Annotated in this window: 18 protein-coding genes; 8 read left to right on the top strand and 10 right to left on the bottom strand. The window is 69.3% G+C overall.

All coding sequences use genetic code 11. The features are described from left to right. Positions 1–105: 105 nt before the first annotated feature. The 5 genes from OHA77_RS33260 to OHA77_RS33280 all read right to left on the bottom strand — a co-directional run bounded on the left by OHA77_RS33260 (position 106) and on the right by OHA77_RS33280 (position 4,521). A complete protein-coding gene (locus OHA77_RS33260; protein WP_406313264.1) occupies positions 106–705 on the bottom strand; it encodes a GTP-binding protein in 600 nt (199 codons plus the stop codon). Then, a complete protein-coding gene (locus tag OHA77_RS33265) occupies positions 686–1,081 on the bottom strand; it encodes a DUF742 domain-containing protein (protein WP_406313265.1) in 396 nt (131 codons plus the stop codon). Before OHA77_RS33265 ends, OHA77_RS33260 begins: the two co-directional genes overlap by 20 nt. Continuing rightward, a complete protein-coding gene (locus tag OHA77_RS33270) occupies positions 1,078–1,512 on the bottom strand; it encodes a roadblock/LC7 domain-containing protein (RefSeq protein WP_406313267.1) in 435 nt (144 codons plus the stop codon). The genes OHA77_RS33265 and OHA77_RS33270 overlap by 4 nt, the downstream gene beginning before the upstream one ends. Beyond that, positions 1,509–3,806: a nitrate- and nitrite sensing domain-containing protein gene (locus tag OHA77_RS33275; RefSeq protein ID WP_406313268.1), complete on the bottom strand. Its 2,298-nt coding sequence runs from the start codon at positions 3,804–3,806 to the stop codon at positions 1,509–1,511. Before OHA77_RS33275 ends, OHA77_RS33270 begins: the two co-directional genes overlap by 4 nt. A gap of 484 nt (positions 3,807–4,290) precedes the next feature. After that, entirely contained in the window at positions 4,291–4,521 is a 231-nt protein-coding gene (locus OHA77_RS33280) for a hypothetical protein (RefSeq protein WP_406313270.1), read from the bottom strand. 671 nt (positions 4,522–5,192) lie between these two features. Between OHA77_RS33280 and OHA77_RS33285 the strand changes: the two genes are divergently transcribed. Next, positions 5,193–5,981: a hypothetical protein gene (locus OHA77_RS33285; RefSeq protein WP_406313271.1), complete on the top strand. Its 789-nt coding sequence runs from the start codon at positions 5,193–5,195 to the stop codon at positions 5,979–5,981. A 46-nt stretch (positions 5,982–6,027) separates the two neighbouring features. Here the strand turns inward: OHA77_RS33285 and OHA77_RS33290 are convergent, their stop codons facing one another. Beyond that, a complete protein-coding gene (locus OHA77_RS33290) occupies positions 6,028–8,067 on the bottom strand; it encodes a cellulose binding domain-containing protein (RefSeq protein ID WP_406313272.1) in 2,040 nt (679 codons plus the stop codon). Positions 8,068–8,281: 214 nt separating this feature from the next. On the opposite strand from OHA77_RS33290, the gene OHA77_RS33295 reads away from it, so the two are divergent. The 6 genes from OHA77_RS33295 to OHA77_RS33320 all read left to right on the top strand — a co-directional run bounded on the left by OHA77_RS33295 (position 8,282) and on the right by OHA77_RS33320 (position 16,704). Continuing rightward, a complete protein-coding gene (locus OHA77_RS33295) occupies positions 8,282–9,172 on the top strand; it encodes a maleylpyruvate isomerase N-terminal domain-containing protein (RefSeq protein ID WP_406313273.1) in 891 nt (296 codons plus the stop codon). A gap of 290 nt (positions 9,173–9,462) precedes the next feature. Continuing rightward, positions 9,463–12,351, top strand: a complete 2,889-nt coding sequence (locus OHA77_RS33300; RefSeq protein WP_406313274.1) for an AAA family ATPase — start codon at positions 9,463–9,465, stop codon at positions 12,349–12,351. Between the two features lie 351 nt (positions 12,352–12,702). Then, complete coding sequence (locus OHA77_RS33305; RefSeq protein WP_406313276.1) at positions 12,703–14,352, top strand: S8 family serine peptidase; 1,650 nt, start codon at positions 12,703–12,705, stop codon at positions 14,350–14,352. Positions 14,353–14,373: 21 nt separating this feature from the next. After that, positions 14,374–15,201 (top strand): carboxypeptidase-like regulatory domain-containing protein, encoded by an 828-nt coding sequence (locus OHA77_RS33310; RefSeq protein ID WP_406313277.1) that lies wholly within the window; start codon positions 14,374–14,376, stop codon positions 15,199–15,201. A 214-nt stretch (positions 15,202–15,415) separates the two neighbouring features. Next, positions 15,416–15,763 carry a nuclear transport factor 2 family protein gene (locus OHA77_RS33315; protein ID WP_406313278.1) on the top strand — a complete coding sequence of 116 codons (348 nt, stop codon included), beginning with the start codon at positions 15,416–15,418 and terminating at the stop codon, positions 15,761–15,763. A 509-nt stretch (positions 15,764–16,272) separates the two neighbouring features. Then, entirely contained in the window at positions 16,273–16,704 is a 432-nt protein-coding gene (locus OHA77_RS33320; protein WP_406313279.1) for an ATP-binding protein, read from the top strand. Between the two features lie 91 nt (positions 16,705–16,795). Here the strand turns inward: OHA77_RS33320 and OHA77_RS33325 are convergent, their stop codons facing one another. Beyond that, a complete protein-coding gene (locus OHA77_RS33325; RefSeq protein ID WP_406313280.1) occupies positions 16,796–17,191 on the bottom strand; it encodes a spore-associated protein A in 396 nt (131 codons plus the stop codon). Between the two features lie 211 nt (positions 17,192–17,402). Beyond that, positions 17,403–17,843, bottom strand: coding sequence for an STAS domain-containing protein (locus OHA77_RS33330; RefSeq protein WP_326824214.1), 441 nt, complete (start codon positions 17,841–17,843; stop codon positions 17,403–17,405). 456 nt (positions 17,844–18,299) lie between these two features. On the opposite strand from OHA77_RS33330, the gene OHA77_RS33335 reads away from it, so the two are divergent. After that, positions 18,300–18,671 carry an STAS domain-containing protein gene (locus OHA77_RS33335; protein ID WP_326824213.1) on the top strand — a complete coding sequence of 124 codons (372 nt, stop codon included), beginning with the start codon at positions 18,300–18,302 and terminating at the stop codon, positions 18,669–18,671. Between the two features lie 36 nt (positions 18,672–18,707). On the opposite strand, the gene OHA77_RS33340 is transcribed toward OHA77_RS33335, so the two are convergent. Together OHA77_RS33340 and OHA77_RS33345 are read right to left on the bottom strand one after the other, a co-directional pair. Further along, positions 18,708–19,064 (bottom strand): STAS domain-containing protein, encoded by a 357-nt coding sequence (locus OHA77_RS33340; protein WP_406313281.1) that lies wholly within the window; start codon positions 19,062–19,064, stop codon positions 18,708–18,710. 112 nt (positions 19,065–19,176) lie between these two features. Next, positions 19,177–19,407, bottom strand: coding sequence for a hypothetical protein (locus OHA77_RS33345; RefSeq protein WP_326824211.1), 231 nt, complete (start codon positions 19,405–19,407; stop codon positions 19,177–19,179). Between the last annotated feature and the right edge of the window lie 38 nt (positions 19,408–19,445).

Consider the following 19,445-nt stretch of genomic DNA (forward strand, 5'->3'; position numbering starts at 1 on the left):
GTCATGGTGATCCCGGCGCGGTTGGTGCTGCCCGCCCCTGGGGTTCGAGGGCCCGGAGCGGGCCGACCGCCTCGTTGACGGCCGGCCCGGTCCTGGATGGCCCGGTCAGGCCACGGGGTGCGGGGCGGTGGGGGACCGGGCGGCCATCAGGTGGTCGATGAGCGCCAGCAGCACGTCGCGGCCCGCCGTCCGGTCGCGGGCGTCGCAGAGCAGCAGCGGCACCTGCGGATCGAGATCGAGTGCCCTGCGGATCTCCTCCGGTGTCCGGTCCCTGACACCGTGGAAGCAGTTGACGCCGACGACGAAGGGGATACCCCGGCTCTCGAAGAAGTCGATCGACGCGAAGCTCACGTCCAGCCGGCGGGTGTCGACCAGGACGACCGCGCCCATCGCTCCGTTGACGAGGTCGTTCCACATGAACCAGAAGCGTTCCTGGCCGGGGGTGCCGAACAGGTAGAGCACGAGTTCGCCGCTGATGGTGATGCGCCCGAAGTCCAGTGCGACGGTGGTGGTGGACTTGCCGCTCAGCCCTTCCAGATCGTCCACGCCGACGCTGGCATGGGTCAGGTACTCCTCGGTGCGTAGCGGGGCGACTTCGCTCACCGCGCCGACCAGGGTCGTCTTCCCGACGCCGAAACCACCGGCGACAAGGATCTTCACTGCCAGGGGAGCGGCGTCCCCGTGGTCAGAGATTGCGTAGCCCATCCCTCACCGCCTCAAGGATCGTCATGTCGGGGAAGCCGCCTGCCGGTGCGAAGGCCAGCGGCGGCCGGGCCCGCATCTGATCGGCCTCGATCAGATCCTCGATGAGGATCTTGGTCACTGACACCGGGAGGTTCAGCGCGGAGGCGACCTCGGCCACCGCCAGGGGCCGCTTGCACAGCGCGAGGATGGTGCGGTGCTCCGGCTGCATTCTCCGCAGGCCGTGTCCGGTCTCCGAGGAGACCGCGGAGACCGCGGTCACCAGGGTGATCAGCGTGAGGTCGTCCCGCTCGGGGGTGGTTCGTCCGCCGGTGATCGTATAGGGACGGACAAGGGGTTCGTCGGCGTCTTCGTCGAAGCCCTCCGTCCAATGCTTCACCCGTGTCTCCCCGCGTCATCGGCCTGCGGGGTGCGCGCGTCGGTTCCCAGCTTCTGGCCGACCTGCTGGACCAGGGTGTGCATCGCGACGCTCATCAGTTCGGCGTCGACCTCCTGGGACGCGACCACGGCCAGATGGGTGCCGCGGCCCGCGGCCGTGATGAACAGCCACAGGTCGGCCATCTCGATGATGACCTGGTGGACCGGTCCGCCGCTGAAGAGCTGCCCGACACCGCGAGCCAGGCTCTGCTGGCCGGTGGCGATCGCGGCGAGGCGTTCGGCGTCCGAGCGCTCGATGGTCTGGGACCGGCTGATCACCAGGCCGTCGTCGGACAGCAGGATGGCGTGCCGGGTGCCCGCGACCTGATCGACCAGGCCGTCCAGGAGCCAGTCCAGGTCCGTGTCGGTGGCGGTGGTTCGCTGCGTCATCATCGATCTTCCGTCGTAGGGGAACCGGGCTCGGGGGATCCGTCCGGCCGGGGCTGGAAGGCGTCGTCACCGGTCCGGCGCCTGCGGGACTGCCTCTGGAACGCGCCGATCGTGGCACTGGATCGGGTGGGCCGGTCGCGTACGGCCCAGGTCTCCTGGTCGGTCCGTCCGTCCCTGTCCGGCGGGGCTTTGAGCTCGGTGACCAGGTTGGCCTGGCGCACCCGCTGGGGCAGCGGTTCGAGGTCGGACGGCGGGGGCGCGTCGCCCCGATCCGGTGGTCCGGCGGCGGGTGCTGTCACGTACGCCATCGCGCGTCCCCTGGAGCGAGTCGGCAACTGCGCGTCCTCGTGGAGCGGGCGTGCGGCCGTACCTTCCTGCGGGTGGGGCTGCGGACCGGTGGGGTCCTGGGGGATCTTCTCGGAGGGCGCGGCCGGCCCGGGTACCGCGCGGGGGCGGTCCACCACCAGCGGTTCCGGGAGCAGCACGATGACACGGGTGCCGCCGAAGGCCGACGGTCGCAGTTCCACCTGGAGGCCTAGGCCCGCGGAGAGCCGGGCGACCACGTACAGGCCGAGGCGCACATCGTCGGCGTGGGTCATCACATCGAGTTGCGGGGGCGACTGCATCAGGGCGTTGGCGGCGGCGTACTGCTCGGGTTCCATACCCAGGCCGCGGTCCTCGATCTCCACGGCGAGGCCCCGGCTGACCGGTGCGGCCCGCACCTCGACGGGGGTCAGCGGCTTGGAGAAGGAGGTGGCGTTCTCCATCAGTTCCGCCAGGACGTGGACCAGCGGTCCCACCCCACGCTCGGCCACCCAGGGGTCACCCTCGACGTCGATCGCGATCCGTCGATAGTCCTGGACCTCGCCCTGCGCGGCGCGCAGCACATCGAGCAGGCGTACCGGCTTGCGCCAGCGGCGCTGCGGCTGGCCGCCGCCGAGGATCACCAGGTTCTCCTCGTAGCGGCGCAGCCGGGCGGTGAGGTGGTCCAGGTCGAACAGGCCCTCCAGCACCGCGGGATCCTCGTGCCTGCGTTCCAGTTCGTCCAGCTTCTTCAGCTGGAGGCCGATGAGGATCTGGGTACGGCGGGCGATGCGCTGGAGCATGCGCTGAAAGCCGCGGTGCTGTTCGGCCTGCCGTACGGCGGTGAGGACGGCGCTGCGGCTGGCCAGATTGAGGGCCTCCCCGAGCTCGCCGAGCTCGTCGGGGGTGGGCTCGACCACATGTACTTCCGCGTCCACGTCGACGTCCTCGCCGCGCTCCAGCCGGGCGACCACGTCGGGCAGCCGCTGCTGGAGTTCCTGGGCGTCCTCGCGCAGGCGGCGGATGCGGCGGCGAAGAACGGCGGTGAGGCGCCAGCTGGTGACGATGACCAGGCCCAGGGCGAGCAGGCCCACGGTGGTGAGACTGATGAAGATCACGAAGAGCTGGTCGGCGTGGCCGTAGCCGATCCTGCTGACGTTTTCCAGCCGGAGGTTGAGAACCTGCAGTAGTTGCGGGGTGACCTCCTCCACCGAGGAGCGCCACGCCGGGCCGATCTCACGGAGTGTCACCTGGCTGCTCTCGGTGCTGAGCCCGGAGTCGACCAGCCGCCCCTCCAGAGCGGTCATGGTCTCCCAGGCCTTGCTGGTGGTCAGCGTTCCGTACTGACTCTCGTTGCCCATGAGGCTGGGGAGTACTCGGGACTTCAGGAGGTGCTTCCTGGTGCCGATGGCGTCGGCGACGAGGCCGTACTCGTCCCTCGTCAGGTGCCCCGTCTCCCAGCCACGGGCCAGCACGGCGTTTTCGCGGCCGATCATGTCGACGACCCAGAAGAGGTCGACCAGCGTCTGCGCCTTGCTGCTCACCTCGGCGTGGTCGGTGCGGCTGAGGGCGGTCAACACGCCGAGGTCCGACTCGAGGACGCCGCTGTAGTAGTCGAACGCCTTCTGCTCGCTGGACCAACCGGCGTCCACCGCCTGGCGCTGCTGGTCGAGGAGGCCGAGGCCGCGTTCGGTCCGGGCGATGGCGTCGGCGAGCCCCTCCTGTCCGTCGGTGGTGTCCAGGGCTGCCAGCGGACGGAAGGCGCTCACGGCCTGGTCGGTCACCACGCGCTGCTTGGCAAGCTGGTCGCGGGCGGTGCCACGGGGGTCGGCCTGCGCCTCCGCGGTGAGCAGCCGCTCCTGCCCGAGACCGAAGAACAGGTCGGCCGCAGGTCTGCCGACGGTATCGGTGGCCAGCTCCATCTGGGCCTTCTCCGCCTGCCACTGGGTGGCCAGCTGGTACATGCCCGAACCCAACAACGGGGCAAAAGTCATGCCTGGTACGAAAACGACAATGACCAGCACGGTACGCAATGGCAGTCGGCGAGTACCGGTCAGCCGCGGCCGGTCGCCGGTCGACCCCGACAACCCATTCCCGTCGCCCGCGGTTCCCGCTTTTCGCCGCCTGACCCTGCCTGAACCAGCCACGTGCGGGACACTCTCCTCGCCGATCGGTGCGCCCAAGACAAATCGCCAAATCGGCGATTGGTGGCCTGAATAGTAGCCATATGGCGGTTGAGGGAGAAAGGCCATGCTCTGCCCGGCTACCGAGCGCTGTCGCACGTCGTGATCGGGCGGCCGATGCCGTACACGGACGGTAGTGCGCCATGGCCCGGCTTCGAGTGCGTCTTACCGCCTCGGGCCGGAGCCCCGGCCGGTGGGGCACGCTGACCGGATCGCGCGACAGCCACCCGTGGATGACCCGTGGGGTGGCGTGGACGTGGCGTTCCGGTGGGGGAACGGGGTCCGGCTCTCCGGTTCAGCGGTCCTGGCGGCCTTCATGTTCCCGGCGGGCCCTGCTTCCCCGACGGCGCAGGTCGGCCCGGTCCAGCCAGTTGTATATCGCGTCGTAGCCGGCCATGCTGAGCGCGATCAGGCCCAGGAGGCCGGTGATCACCGTGATCGGGACCAGGTTCAGCACCGAGCACAGCACGGCCGCCGCCAGGAGCCCGACGCCGGCACCGAGGCTCCATCTCCCAAGGCCACTCATGCCGCCACCAGCTCTCCGGGTAGTGCACGCAACCCGTTCGTCCCGACTTCCTGGAGTGTGTATGTCACCGGTGTCCGTTCGTCATCGTGCTCGGTGCCCGCAGCACGTGGAGTATGGAGCATAGACGGTCGTGTTGAACAGCTCGCCGCGTCTGTCCGTGCCGCAGGCCCGACGTAATGCGCACGGCCACGGCCTCCTTGAGCCGGGCAGGTTCGGGAGGGCCTCATGCCGGGCATTTTCGGCCGTCGCTACGGGATCAGTTTTTTTCACCCGTCGTCGATACGTTCTGGCAACGCCGCCAGATTCGTCAGACGTGCCCTGGTTCAACCAGCACCGGGAGAGCCGTGCGCAACAGCGAGTCCGTGATGCGAATCGCCTCGTCGCGTGACGAGGCCCGGAAGACCACCTTGCCCATCGGTGCTCCGCAACCCGTGCTGAGAACCAACGTCGGTGAACGGTCCGGTGAGTGGATGCCAAGGGTAACTGGCATAACGCGCCGACATCGAGATACACCGCTCCTTTGCGTCTTGCGCCACCGACCCGATCGGAGGGCCTGCTACGGTGCTCCTCGGCGAGCAGCGCTGGATATCGGTTGCCGGCCACGGGCCCGGCCCCGGCTGGTTCACTCCTCCAAAGGAGAGACACTGCGACGAGACATACTGCGGCGGCTGATGCCGATCACCGCGTTCGTACTGGGCCTGCCGCTATTGAGTGGCTGCGCCATTGACAAGGGCACCGCACTTGCCGCGGATTTCAACGGAGACTGGGCCGGAAAGCCGGACGTTGCGAAGATCCACACGACCAAGAACAACACGCTTCCCTTCGCAGGTACGGCGACCGGCACTCTGATCCTCAAGGACGGCACGTCGGCCGGCCGCGTGACCGGGCTGGCGAACGATCTGAGGCGGTACGTCGCCGAGCACGACATGATCACCGGCCGGATCACGGCGGGCACCGTCACCTTCACCGTCGTCGCGGACCAGGGACGCGCCGATGAGGTACTGGCGCTGTGGCGGTCGCTGACGGCCGACGGCCGGATGCTGACCGGCGACATCGACGACGCGTCCACGAAAGAGACCGGCCGCTGGCGGATCGAGCTCACCGCGGTCGACGCCGCCGACGCGATGACGCTGTTCAAGGACATGGTCGCCGACGGCGAGCGGCACCGGCCCCTGTCGAACGTGATGTCGCTGAAAGTCCGCACAGGGCGCGACGCACGGCCTGGAATCTCCGTCGGGACCGACTTCAACGGTGCCCTCCCCACCGAGGCGATCGCCGCATACGAGGCGGTGGCCGCTCGGTACGCCGTCGTCCACGCCTCTCTGGCACCCGATCGGGTGGGCATCGTGGTCGCGAGGAACGCAGAGCGGGCCCACGCCCACGAGCTGGCCAGTACGGCGGCACCCGGCCTCGGCGCCGCCGTCAAGGTCACCGGTGACGAGGGCGTGGGCAGTCCATGAGCGTGTCAGGGGGCCGTCCGCATGGCGGACGGCCCCCTGGCCGCCGCTATCGGGTCGTGCAGACGGTTCCGTTGAGGGTGAAGACGGCAGGCAGCACGTTCGGGCCGCTGTAGTTGCCGACGAAGCCGATCGTGGTCGACGCGCCGGTGGGCAGCGAGCCGTTGCCGGGCTCGTTGACGACCTTGACGTCCTGCCCGTTCTGCGTCCAGACGGCGCTCCAGCCGCTGCCCAGGCTCTGCCACGTCCTGGGCCAGCTGAAGTTCAGGGTCCAGCCGTTGACCGGTGCGCCGTGGTTGGTGATGTCGAGGGCGCCGACGTAGCCGCTGGCCCAGTCGGACTGCTTGGTCAGGCGCACCGAGCACGAACTGGAGGCGGGCGTGCCGGTCGTGAACGTCAGTGGCGCGGAGGGCGACGAGACGCCACCGCCGCTGTCCCGTGCGATCACGTTGACCGTGTAGGGCGTGCCCGGCTTCAGGTTGTCCACGGTGAGCGAGGTGCCGGTGGTCTCGCCGATCTGCTCGCTGACGGCTCCGTTCTGGCGGTGGACCTCGTACTTCACGATCGGACGCAGACCGGCGGAGGCGGCGGGCCAGGAGATCGTGGCGGCCTTGTCCGCCACGTCCGAGACCGTCGGCTGTCCCGGCGCGCCCGGCAGGCCGACCGGGGCGGCGGCGGGACGCAGCACGATCGTGGTCAGCGAGAGCGGTGGCAGCGTCTGGCTGGTCGCGCTGCCGGTGGCCGAACTGGTGATGCTCGTGGCGCCGTTGGTGTGGGTCAGCACGGTGGGAGCCCCGGACGCCGGGCGGAAGCCGGAGTAGCCGATCGTGACGGGGGAGGATACGTCGGACGAAGTGTTGATCAGCAGAACGGCCAGATCGCCGTTGGAGCGGCGCACGGCGTGTGCGCTGACCTTCGCCTGATCGGTCGCGGCCCGGATGAACCGGTCGCCGGGGTGGGCGAACCTGCTCACCATCTGGAGCGCGTAGTACGGCGCGAAGGGCGTGTTCAGCTGCGGTTCGCAGACGCTGCCGTCGGAGGTGCACGTCCCACTGGACAGCAGGCCGAAGTCGCCGTAGTCGGTGTGTCCCTCGACCTGCGTGACGTTGCCGATGCCGTTGCGGACGTTCCACCAGTTGACTGTGAACACCCCTTGGGCCAGCAGTGTCGCGTAGGCGTCGGCGGCGGCCAGCGCACCGGGCTGGGTCGTCGTGCCGCCGCTGCTCGACCCGGTGTTGAACTCGGTCATCGCGATGCCGATCCGCTCGGAGCCGGACCCCACGTGCTTGGCGATCTGCCGGCGGGTGAGCTGGATCAGGTCGGGAACGTGCGAGGTCTTGTCGAAGGCGCCGGGATACCAGTGCAGGATCACGAAGTCGATCTTCGATCCGGCGGCCGCCAGGACGACATCGTTCCAGGTTCCGGCGTCACCGTCGGCGACTATCCCGTCGGGCCAGTTGGCCGGGGTGGTCAGCACTGCACCGATCTTGATGGTCGGGTCGACGGCCTTCATCGCGTCGGAGTAGGCCACGACATGGCGCGCGTACTCGGCCGGGCTCTTGTCGGCGTGGTCGTCCGCCTCCCAGGCGCTCCCGTAGTGGCCGTTGCCGTAGTTCTCGTTGCCGATCTCCCAGTACTTGACGCCGTAGCCCTTGGTGACGTTGGCGTGCCGCACCCAGGCCGCGGCCTCCTCCGCCGTGCCGGTGCCGTAGTTGGCGGTCACCATCGGCTGCCCCCCGGTGCGCCGTACGCCGCGCATGAAGGTGTCGAAGTCGGTGTTGGGAGCCACGTATCCGCCGGGGGCGGTGTGGTCGGCCCAGTGGTAGATGTCGGAGTATGAGCCGCCGGGATAGCGCAGCAGCTTCATGCCCGCGTCCTTGAGCAGGTCGGCGCTTTCGTCGGCGCCCAGATGGGTGTCCCAGATCGCATGGTTGGTGCCGATACCGGTTTCGGGGACGGGGGCGAGCGCGGCGCGGGCGTTGACGGTCACCTCGACCGGGGTGACCTCGTCGGCGTGCGCTGTGGGGACGTTCAGGGCGGCCAGCGTCAGCAGGACGGCGGACGCGGCCCGTAACAGGGTTCTTGGCATCGATGCACCTCGCAACGGGTAGCGGTATTCACTCGACGCCCCCTCCTGACCCGGAGGCAACATGATCATGAGCGGTCGCCTCATATCCGTCAACCAGCCGTGAAACTTTCACTCGCTTCGCCGCGCCGGTGGGCCGGGACGTCGCAGTTTTGGATAAGCGAGACGATCCAGGTGGTTGTTACCTTGGCGGTGGAGCGGATCTCTGGAGGCCGGAATGGCAGCAAGGACCACGGAGGGTCTGTGGCGCGAGGTCCGCATCGCCCTGGAGGAGAACGGTGACAGGTTCACCGAACTGGTGGCCGCTGTGCCCGATCCCCAGACCATGGCGACCAAGGAATGGTCCGTCGCCGACACCGCGGCCCATCTGGTCGCCATCGGCGCGTACTACCCGGCCCTGCTGAGGCCTGACGACATCACCCACCCGTTCCCCGATCTCGCGGCACGCATCCTCGCCGTCGACGTGGACGGGGTCGCCGAGCTCAACCACCATGTCATGAAGGAACTCGCCGAGCGGGACCCACGGGTTCTCGCCGGACGCCTGCAGCGCCATATCGGGGAAGTCCTGCGGATGAGCGAGAGCCTCGATCCGCACCAGACGGTGACCTGGCTCGGTTCCTCCCGCCTGCCGGTGGCCGGGTTGCTGGCGCACCTGGTCAACGAGCTGATGATCCACGGCTGGGACATCGCCCGGGCCGTCGGCGCTCCCTGGCCGATGCCCCGCAGGGACGCCGGCCTCTTCTTCGACCTGTTCCTGACGGGTCTCGTCCACAACGGTGTCGGGTCCCTGCTGGACACCGGTGAACCGCCGCACCCGCGCCGCATCGCCGTGGAGTTCCGGTCCCAGCACGTCCGCCCCGTGACGTTGGTGCTGCGGGACGGGGAGGTGACGTTGGAAGAGCCGGGTCCCGGCGCGGACGCGCGCCTGCGCTTCGACCCGGTCACCCTCAACCTGATGCTGTTCGGGCGAGTGAGCCCGGCCAAGGCGGTGCTGACCAGGAAAATCGTCATCACCGGGCGCCGCCCCTGGCTGCTGCCGGCTTTCCTCCGCAAGGTCCGCCTGCCCGCCAACTCGTATCCGGGTCCGGCCGGGGCAGGCGATCTCTGACCTGCGGTGTCCACCGATCGCACGGGGCGCCGGGCGGCCGGCCGGATGGCGACGGCAGGGGCGCTCCAGTCGGTCGGTGGACACAGGCGCACCGGGTGGTTTCCCGCATCCTTGAGGCCGGGGGCGGCCGCGGAGGGGCTCGGCCGGCCGCCGGCCTGTCTCCGTACGCCCCGGAACACCGAACGGGACCGGTGATGTTCATTGTGAAAGAGGGAGTAATGAGACACTAGTGACAACCGGCGTCGATCGCCGCTTGAATGTCACCAAACGAACGACATGGGGCCGGTGACGTGGATCCGCAGAGCAACATGGCCAGCCGGCAGGTGATCTCACCGACTCTGGTCGGCAGGAACGACGAGTTGGCGGAACTGCTGTCGGCGGTCACCAGAGCCCCTGCCGTGGCGGTGATCGAGGGGGAGTCGGGGATCGGCAAGACCCGCCTGGTCACCGAGCTGGCCGCCCGCCCTGAACTCGCCGGCCACCGCATCCTCATCGGCGGCTGCGGACGCATCCGCGAGCCGTTCCCGCTCGGCCCGATCCTCGACGCTCTGCGCGGGATGGCCGCGTACCTGGTGCCCGAGAACCTGTCCCCCCTGACGGGGGTGCTGCGCCCGCTGATGCCCGAGCTGGCGCCGCTGCTGCCGGCGGCGCCCGAGCCGCTGGACGACAGGGCCGGCGAGCGGCACCGGGTCTTCCGCGCGCTGGCCGAGGTCCTCGGCTCGCTGGGCCGCGTGGTGCTGGTGGCCGAGGACATGCACTGGGCCGACGAGCAGACCGTGGACTTCATCGGATACCTGCTCGCCGATCCACCGCCCGAGCTGTCCGTCGTGATCACCTTCCGCGGTGAGGACGTCGGCCTCGACGTCCGGACCCTCACGACGCGGCTCCCCGGATCGGTCGCCCGCGCCCACGTCATCCTGAAGCCGCTCAACGTCGAACAGACCAGTGTCATGATGGCCTCCATCCTGGCCGCCGACCGGATCTCCGAGGAGTTCGCCGAGTACCTGTGCGAGCGGACCTCCGGCCTGCCCCTGGTGATCCAGGAACTGCTCGCGCTGCTGCGCGACCGCGGCACGCTGATCAGGCGCGGCGGTGGCTGGGCCCGTAAGACCATCGACGAGCTGAACGTGCCCGCAGGCCTGCGCGACCTGGTCCTGGAGCGGGTGAGCCGTTTGTCGCCCGGCGCGCGGGCAGTGGCGGAGGCCGCGGCGGTGCTCCAGGTGGCCGTGCCGGTCTCCGTGCTGGTCGCGACAGGCAGGGTGGGACGGGAAGAGGCGCTGGAAGGGCTGGACGAGGTCCTGCAGTCGGGACTGTTCGCCGAGCGGTCGGGGATGATGGGCTTCCGGCACATACTGGCGGCGCAGGCGGTGTACGAGAGCATTCCGCTGCCCCGGCGGCAGTCGCTGCACGGCCGGGCCGCCACGGCGGTCGAGGCGCTGCGCCCGCTGCCGCTCGGCCAGGTCGCCCACCACCTGCGGCACGCCGGCCTGGTCGACGCCTGGGTGGACGCCGCGGAGAAGGCCGCCGACCAGGCCTTCGAACTGGGCGACGACACCGAGGCCGCGCACCTGCTCGGAGAGGTGCTGGAGCACGCCAACCTGGGCGACGAGCGGCGGACCCTGCTCGCGGTGAAGCTGGGGTGGGCGGCCACCCAACTGCTGCACGCACCCAACGTGATCGACCTCCTGTCGGACGTCCTGGCGCAGGAGCCGCCGGGGGAGCTGCGCGGGCAGCTGAGATTCCTGCTCGGCCTGCTCTACGAGCGGCAGGGCGTCGAGCCGGAACGGCAACGGCAGATCATGGCCGAGGCGGTCGAGGACCTGATCGGTCATCGCCCCGACCTGGCGGCCTGGGCGATGACCGGGCTCGGGGTCCCGATGGTTCCGGGCGTCCCGCTGGCCGAGCACGTGACCTGGCTGGACCGGGCGCTGGAGAGCGTCTCCTCCATCGAGGACCCCGTGCACACCGTCTTCCTGCTCGGCAAGGTCGCCATGGTGCTGACCTCGATCGGCGACTCTCGCTGGGCCGGACTCACCGACCGCATCCTGGAGATGACCGGCGGGTCCCCCAGACGCCGCCGGGAGGTGAACGCGTACTACTCGCTCGGGCAGGCGGCGTGCGTCGCCGGATGGCATGAGCTCGCCGAACGCCTGCTGACCGCTGCGCTGGCGGCCGCCGACGGCTGCGACAGCACTCGCGAGACGGAGTACGTCTGCCGCACCGACCTCGCGCTGGTCGCCTTCTGCCGCGGATCCTGGGACGAGCTGGACGAGGAGATCGTCTTCCTGGTGGAGCGGCTGAGCGACCGTCCGCACAACAGCATCGTGGTGGAGACGGTCGCCGCCTGCCTGGCTCTCGCGCGCGGCGACGCCGGTGCCCGTGGGGCACTCCGTGACGTGATCCGCCGGACCACGTCCAGCGGCGCTTTCGACCTGCTGCCGTTCCCGGTGAGCGCGGTCATCCGGCTGGCCACGGCGCAGGGCGAGCCCGAGGCGGCGATCGCCACCACGGCGGAGACGTTCGCCGTCTGGGAGGCGAAGGAGCTCTGGCCGCTCGCGGTACGGGCGATGCCCGCCCTGGTGGAGGCCCTGGTCGCGGCCGGGAGGCAGGCCGAGGCCGGGGAACTGGTCGAGCGGTACGAGCTGGCGCTGCACGGGCTGGACGCGCCGCTCGCTCCCGCCGCGCTGCGGCATGCCCGGGGTTTCCTGGCGGAGGGAACGGCCGCCGCCGATCACTTCCTGCTCGCCGCGGACGTGTACGGCCACCTGCAGTGCGGCTACGAGGCGGCGCAGGCGGAGGAGGAGGCCGCCAAGCGGCTGTTCGGCCTCGGCGACACCCGGGCGCGGCAGACGCTGGAGGCCGCGATGGCGGCCTACGAGGATATGGGCGCGCGCTGGGACCTCGATCGCGTCGCTCGTATCGCCCGGCGGCAGGGACTGTCCCTGCCCGCCAGGCATCGCGGCGGCACCCGCGGCTACGGTCACTCCCTGTCCCCGAGAGAGCTCGAAGTGGCCAGGCTCGCCGCGACGGGGCTGACGAACAAGGAGATCGCCCGCGAGCTCTTCCTGTCGGCCAAGACGGTCGACAAGCACCTGGGGGCGGCGCTGCGCAAGCTCGGACTGCACTCGCGTGCGGCACTCGCCAACCACCTGCCTGACGAGGCCGTCGGCTCGGTCTAGGCCGTTCCGGTCCAGTCGAATGGGGCGTTCACCCCATAGCTAGAAATTCATCGCCGCTGTGACTCTTGTCGCATGTCCGAAGCCAACGAGCCGCTACCCGTCCAGGACGACGTGTCCGACGACGGAGCGGAGCAGCCGGAGATCCAGCCCGTCCCCGCCGAGATCGACGACGGCTGGGTCGAGGCATGACCGGCCGCACCCCCCACAAGCAGCAGGAGACAGAGTGAGCGGAACCAGGCGAGGGGTGTACCCGAGCTTACGAGCGGGAGTGATCGGCGTGACGCTCACGCTGATCGCCGGAGCCGGTCTGGCGAGCGCGTCGGCCGGCACCGAGCCGATCCCGGCCGGCAGGTGGTCGACGCGCTCAAGGACACGGCGAAGAAGTCCCAGCGCGGGGTGCGGGAGCTCCTGTCCGCCAAGGGCCTCAAGAACGAGTCGTACTGGGTGGCGAACGCCGTCTACGTGAAGGGCGCGACCGCCGCGCAGGCCAAGGAGATCGCCGAGCTCGACGGCGTGACGGAGGTCCGCGCGCCCAGGGTCTACGCACAGCCCGAGCCGGTGCAGAGCAGGACGGCGGCCGCCACGGCCGACGGCCTCGAATGGGGCGTCGCGAACATCAACGCCGACGACGTCTGGCAGCAGTACGGCAAACGCGGCGAGGACATCGTCATCGCCAACATCGACACCGGCGTGCAGTACGACCACCCCGCTCTGGTCGGCTCCTACCGCGGCAACAACGGCGACGGGACCTTCACCCACGACTACAACTGGTACGACCCCTCGGGCCACTGCCCGTCCGGAGCACCCTGCGACACCCACGGCCACGGCACGCACACCATGGGCACCATGGCGGGCGACGACGGCCAGAGCAACCAGATCGGCGTGGCGCCGGGCGTCCGGTGGATCGCCGCCAACGGCTGCGCCACCTGCAGCGATGTCGACCTGGCCAAGTCGGCCCAGTGGATGCTGGCGCCGACCGACGCCAACGGCGAGAACCCCGACGTGAGCAAGCGCCCGCACATCATCAACAACTCGTGGAGCTCGGACGTCGCGACCGACGAGCCGCTCCTGGAGGAGATCCTGACGGCCTGGGCGGCCTCCGGCATCTTCGGGGTGTGGGCGAACGGCAACCTCGGATCCGCCTGCAAGACCAGCGGCTCTCCCGGCAGCCGTACGATCAACTACTCCGTCGGCGCCTACGACGCCAACAACGTGATCGCCCCCTTCTCCAGCAGGGGACCGGGCCAGGACGGGCATACCAAGCCGAACATCTCCGCCCCCGGCAGCGATGTCCGCTCGGCCATACCGGGCGGGTACGGGATCATGTCGGGCACGTCGATGGCCGCGCCGCACGTGTCCGGCGCGATCGCGCTGCTGTGGTCGGCCTTCCCCGGCCTGGTCCGCGACCTCGAAGGCACCAGGACGCTGCTCGACAACAGCGCGATCGACACCGCCGACGCCCAGTGCGGAGGGCCGGCTGAGTACAACAACGTCTACGGCGAGGGCCGTCTCGACGCCGCGGCCCTGCTCTCGGTCGCCCAGCGCGGGCTCGGCACGCTGACCGGGACGGTCACCGACGCGGGAAAGCCGGTCAAGGACGCCGCCGTCTCGGTGACCGGCCCGACCACTCGGGAGACCACGACGGACGCCGACGGCGGCTACCTGCTGCGGCTGCCGTCCGGTGAGTACCAGCTGACCGTCAAGGCGTTCGGCTACACCGACCTCACCACGACCGTCACGGTCGCCAAGGACGGGTCGGTCACGAAGGACCTGTCGCTCGTCCCCGTCCCGCGGGTCGCCGTCAGCGGCACGATCAAGGACGGGTCGGGACACGGCTGGCCACTGCACGCGAAGGTCACCGCCACCGACAAGGACCAGCACACCTGGACGGCCCAGACCGACCCCGCGACCGGCGGATACGTGCTCGAAGTGCTGCCGGATCTCGACTACACGCTGAACACGGCCGCCGTCCAGCCCGGCTACGTACCCGTCACCAAGTAGGTCAGGATCGGCACCGCGCCGGTGACCGAGGACGCGGCCCTGACGGTCGCGCTCTCCTGTATCGCCCCCGGCTACCGGGCCAGCCTCAGCGGCACGACCGAGACCTTCGACAACGGCGCTCCGGCGGGCTGGACGATCACCAACACCGACCCCGGCTTCCCCGGCTTCGAGCACGAACCGGGCTGGACGTTCGGCAACCCGGGGGGCCGCCCCAACACGACAGGAGGCAAGGGCACCTTCGCCATCGTGGACTCCGACCACTACGGTCGGCACCACGTGCAGGAGACCACCCTGACCAGCGCGGCCGTGGACCTGTCCGCCAGGAAGATCCCCGCCCTGCAGTTCGGCAACGACCTCAAGCCGGGGGTCAACGCCACCGCCACCGCCGACGTCAGCGTCGACGACGGCCGCACCTGGACCAACGTGTGGAAGAAGGCCGGCTTCCCCGGTGCCCGCGGGCCGGAACCGCAGGTCGTCCCGCTCCCGCAGGCCGCCGGCAAGGCCAAGGTCAGAGTCCGCTTCCAGTACCTCGGCCAGCTGTCCGGCTGGTGGGCCGTGGACGACGTCTTCTTCGGCGATCGGGTCTGCGCCCCCGTCCAGGGAGCGTTGCTGGTGGGCGCGGTCACCGCGGCGGGTGAGGCGATCGAGGGCGCGGCCGTGTCCGGCGAGAGCACTTCCGGTCTCCAGGCCACGACCGGGACCGACGGGGTCTACTCCCTGTTCAGTCCGGACACCGGCCAGCGGAAGTTCACCGCGTCCAAGGCCGGCTACACCTCCGGTAGCCGGTCCGCCGACCTCCACCTCGACCAGGTCACCAGACTCGACTTCCCCCTCGAACCGAGCTCCTGACCCCTGATGAAGGCGGCCGCCCCGGGAAACGTCTCCTGGGGCGGCCATTCAGCCTGACGCGCCAGGTCGCCCGGCTCGACGCCCGCCGAGATCGCTGACGGGTCGCACTCGGTGTCGTTCTTGTTCGGGGCGGCCTCGGGCCGCACCTGGCGGCGGCTCCAGCTCGCACTGAACGAGACACCCGGCGGGCAACGGGACCGCCGTCGCGCTCGGCGTGACCAACCACATGATCGGCCGGGAGGCGATCGTCCACTTCCTCACCCGAGACTTCCCCCGGCTGTTCACCGAGGGGGTCTCGGTCGATTTCCGAGGCTTTTACGCCGATGGTGACACCGTGGTCGTCGAAGAGACGATGACCGCCACCTTGGCCAACGGCAACCAGTACACCAACGATTACTGCTTCGTCTTCGAGCTGCGGGATGGCCTGATCTACCGGGTGCGCGAATACATGGACACCACCAAAGGAATGCGTATGATCTTCACCGATCCGGCAGATGCCTGCGTGCTTCCGGAAGTGAACGGCACGGCGCATACTGCCCCGGCTCCACGTGCAGCGGTGTGATCGAGCTGTTTTCTCAGGTGACCGAAGCCGGTATCGGAGATCGCCCGGATCTGCGACGGGGAAACTCGTGCGGAACCGACGGGAGCGTTGGACGGCCGCCTCCACCCGACCGTGAGGCTATATGCCATGTGTCGCCTTCTCTTTTTTTGCGGCCATGGCCACCCGTACATAACTTGTTTATAGGTATTGCCAATTTTGAGTATTGCCATTGAGGGGTGTTCAAGGTCATCATGAGGCTAGCCGTTATTGCTACGGAGAGTGGGCGATATGGCACTAAAGGTGGACACGATGGGTGACGGAAAAGTTCGGACGGGCTCATCCGGTGAATGGGCGGTCGGAGCGAGCAGCAAGTCATCGCATTTACCGCATATATCGCCGATTGACATGCTCATACCTGCTCGACAAGTAGGTGGGCAAGCGGCAATGACGGTACGAGTGTCGGCGTCCTCGGGTGTGGTGACGCAACCACCGCCCGAGGAGTAGATCAGGAACTCGGAGTCCCCTGACCTATGAAGAACCCCAACCCCGCCCCCCCATCTCTCATAAGCGCCGACGAGAACATCGAAGAGGCGTGCTGGGAGCTGCCCGCCGATTCCGAGGTGGTCGGCAAGGCGCGCCGGCTCACGGGTGACGCCCTCGCCGCCTGGGGCATGTCCGCCGTGGCGGAGGACGTGACCATGGTCGTGTCCGAACTGGTGAGCAACGCGATCGTGCATGGGAAAACGCCGATCGTCTTCTCCCTGCACCGGCACGGGCGGACCGTCCGGGGAGAGGTCACCGATCACAGCATCGTGTGGCCGAGCCCGTTCCCGGCCGGTCCGGACGAGGAGCACGGCCGCGGGCTGGCGATCGTCGCGGCCTATGCCGACCGGTGGGGTGTCGAGCCCGCGCCGGGAGGCAAGACCGTCTGGTTCGTCTGCGCGGAGTGGGGATTGCGATGAGCGGACCCCCTGCCCGGCGGCACATTCGCGGCCCCGCACGGGCGATGGACGCTCGTGGACAGGGCCGCGGATGGCGGACGGGGCCGGAAGGTCAGCCGCAGTAGAGGGGGGCGAAGCTCTCGCGAGGGCCGCCCGCGGTGACCTGTCCCGAGATTTCGATGCACTGGCCCTTGGCGTAGACGCTCACCGGACCGGCGTAGGTCGTGTAGTTGCCGGCGTCGGTGACAGGCTTGCCGGTCATCGTGGAGATGTCCACCCGGATGTACTGCTTCTTGCCGGGCTTGTTCGTGTAGGTCATCGCGCAGTTCTTCCCGGTGGAGGAGTTGTACCAGACCGAGATGTAACCGCCGGTGATCGGCCAGTTGTCCAGGTGGGTGCCGGAGCATCCGGCTGCCGAGGCCGGAGCCGCGGTGCTGACCATGAGACCCGCGCCGAGTGCCAGGGCGCTGGCGAGACCGACCAGCTTACGGGTGAAACCAAGCTGCATTTTTGCATCCTTTAAGTAGTATTTGACTACTTTTTTACCTTATCGGATGCCAATAACACACATTACAGATAGGTCATAACCGACCGGTGTACTCGTAGCCATGATGGGCGGCGCAGCCACGCTGTGCGTCGCCCTCGCTCTGACCGGTGCGGCCTGCTCCGCTCCTCAGAGTCCGGCCGCCCGGCGTCTTTCGGAGCCCGGCGGAAGCCGGTCATGGCGTGGGGGCGGCCGGAGGCGGGGTGCCGTCCGGGTCCGGCGAGCCGGAACGTCCGCCGTCGGACCGGGCCGCGGGCGCGTGGCGCAGCGCGTCCTCGGCGCTGGGGTGGATCTCGAAGGTCTTGCGGAGACCGGTGATGGTCAGCACGCGCGCCAGGTAGCCGTGGACGCCGCTGAGCACGAACCGGGTGCCTGCGGCCTCGCTGCGTTGCAGGGCGGAGACCAGCTCGCTCAGCCCGACCGAATCGCAGAAGGTGACATCGGTCAGGTCCACGATGACGAAGGTCGTGCCGGGCCCCCGGAAGCGGTCCAGCCGCTCCCGGAGAAGTGGGGCGGAGGTGAAACCGAGTTCGCCGCCGACACGGATGACGGTGGCGTTCTCGCGCACGTCGCACGAGAGGGTGAACGCCGGGCCACGGCCGGCCTCGAACAACATGACAGTCTCCTCACGCCTGCGGGTTTCAGAGCAGGCCTTACCCTTCTTATCAGTGCCGGAGATCTTCTCGTACCCGAGGTGAGCCCGTGGTGAGCCCGTGGTGCTCGCACCGGCCTCATCGCCGATGAGCCGCCGATGAGCCGCCGATGGGACATCGAGCCGGTCGCCGCGCGGTGCAGGCCGCCGGACACGGCGTCGGACACGCCGCCGGCCTCGGTGACGCCCGGCACGCCGGAAACCGCCGGAGTAACGGCTGAGCAGGCGTTCCGGGTGGCCGGTAAGATGTGCGTGGCCGTCCACGCAGTGATCATCCACCTGCCGGGCGATCCGCTGAGCGTTCCGCGAAGGGCACGAGCAAGCGGGTGAACGGTGTGGACGCCCCGCAGGCCGCCATGGCCGCCTGCGGCGGCTTCACGACATCGACGCCACGCCCGCTCCGATTGGAGGGATCTCCCGGTGACCACCGCCGTCCGATTCACCCTCGAAGACGGCGCGCAGCAGTCTGTGGCCTCGGTGCCCGTGGTCGCCCTGTCCGGGGACCTCGACTTCACCAACGCCGAGCGGCTGCGCGACGACATCCGCACCGTTCTCGCGCCGGACCAGCGCGACCTGGTGCTGGACCTGACCGCGCTGGACTTCTGCGACTCCACCGGGATCAGGATTTTCCTCGCGATCCGCACGCTTCTGCAGGAGCGCGGCGGCAGCGTCGTCCTGACCGGCCTCAACTCCCGGCTCAGCAGGATCTTCCGGGTGACCGGGCTCGTCCAGGCCTTCGCCGTGCAGCCCACCGTCGCCGAGGCCGTCGCCTTCCTGCGACCCCGCTCCTGACGCGGCGCCGGCCGGACGGATCGCCGGGCCCCGCCGTCATCCCGCGCCCAGCGACTGCAGGGCCTCGTCCAGCGTGTCGAAGACCGGCAGGCTGACCGCCAGACCCGTGAGGCGCAGCAGCCGTGCGGGCTGCGGGGCCGGGTCGGCGTAGGCGACGGCCGCGTCGCCGCCGGTCAGTCTCCGGCGCATGACCAGCAGCGCCGCCAGCCCGGGAGAGTCGATGAAGGTCAGGCCGGACAGATCAACCAGGGTCGTCGCATGAGGGCCGCGGTGGAGGTAGTCGTCCAGCCAGGCCTGCAACTGCGCCGCGGTGTTCACGTCGAGCTCCCCCTCAGGCCGCAGGATCAGCGTCGTGTCCTGGGACCGCACCGGCAGGCGCAGAGCATCGGTCATGGCGGAGCCTCTTCTCTTTGTACCCACCGTTTCCCCGGGCGGGAGCAGGCCAACCGTCCCCGGGCAGAGGAAGATCGATCCGTGTGCCGGGGCGACCGCACCGAGCAGGATGTCACGACGACCGGCTCCGGTCGGCGGCGACCATCACGACGACCCCCAGGGCCGCCAGACTCAGGTTCGCGTAGAGCGCGTGGTCAGCCAGGAAGTCCACGCGGCTGACGATCACGCGGTTGAAGAAGTTGAGGAACAAGCCGAAGAAGGGCTGGACGGCCAGATGGTCGATGGTCCCGCTGACGCCTTGGAGGACCATGATGAATCCCAGCGACTGGATGGCTTTACCCATGGTTCGACGCTAGAGGCCGGCGCCGTGGCCGGGGATCG

The organism is Streptosporangium sp. NBC_01639 (assembly GCF_045209755.1).
In the GTDB taxonomy this organism is placed as follows: Bacteria; Actinomycetota; Actinomycetes; order Streptosporangiales; family Streptosporangiaceae; genus Streptosporangium.

Coding starts and splice junctions, on each gene's coding strand:
- OHA77_RS33260 (WP_406313264.1), bottom strand. CDS start 705: ATGGGCTACGCAATCTCTGACCACGGGGACGCCGCTCCCCTGGCAGTG.
- OHA77_RS33270 (WP_406313267.1), bottom strand. CDS start 1,512: ATGATGACGCAGCGAACCACCGCCACCGACACGGACCTGGACTGGCTC.
- OHA77_RS33275 (WP_406313268.1), bottom strand. CDS start 3,806: ATGACTTTTGCCCCGTTGTTGGGTTCGGGCATGTACCAGCTGGCCACC.
- OHA77_RS33280 (WP_406313270.1), bottom strand. CDS start 4,521: ATGAGTGGCCTTGGGAGATGGAGCCTCGGTGCCGGCGTCGGGCTCCTG.
- OHA77_RS33285 (WP_406313271.1), top strand. CDS start 5,193: ATGCCGATCACCGCGTTCGTACTGGGCCTGCCGCTATTGAGTGGCTGC.
- OHA77_RS33290 (WP_406313272.1), bottom strand. CDS start 8,067: ATGCCAAGAACCCTGTTACGGGCCGCGTCCGCCGTCCTGCTGACGCTG.
- OHA77_RS33295 (WP_406313273.1), top strand. CDS start 8,282: ATGGCAGCAAGGACCACGGAGGGTCTGTGGCGCGAGGTCCGCATCGCC.
- OHA77_RS33320 (WP_406313279.1), top strand. CDS start 16,273: ATGAAGAACCCCAACCCCGCCCCCCCATCTCTCATAAGCGCCGACGAG.
- OHA77_RS33325 (WP_406313280.1), bottom strand. CDS start 17,191: ATGCAGCTTGGTTTCACCCGTAAGCTGGTCGGTCTCGCCAGCGCCCTG.
- OHA77_RS33330 (WP_326824214.1), bottom strand. CDS start 17,843: ATGTTGTTCGAGGCCGGCCGTGGCCCGGCGTTCACCCTCTCGTGCGAC.
- OHA77_RS33340 (WP_406313281.1), bottom strand. CDS start 19,064: ATGACCGATGCTCTGCGCCTGCCGGTGCGGTCCCAGGACACGACGCTG.
- OHA77_RS33345 (WP_326824211.1), bottom strand. CDS start 19,407: ATGGGTAAAGCCATCCAGTCGCTGGGATTCATCATGGTCCTCCAAGGC.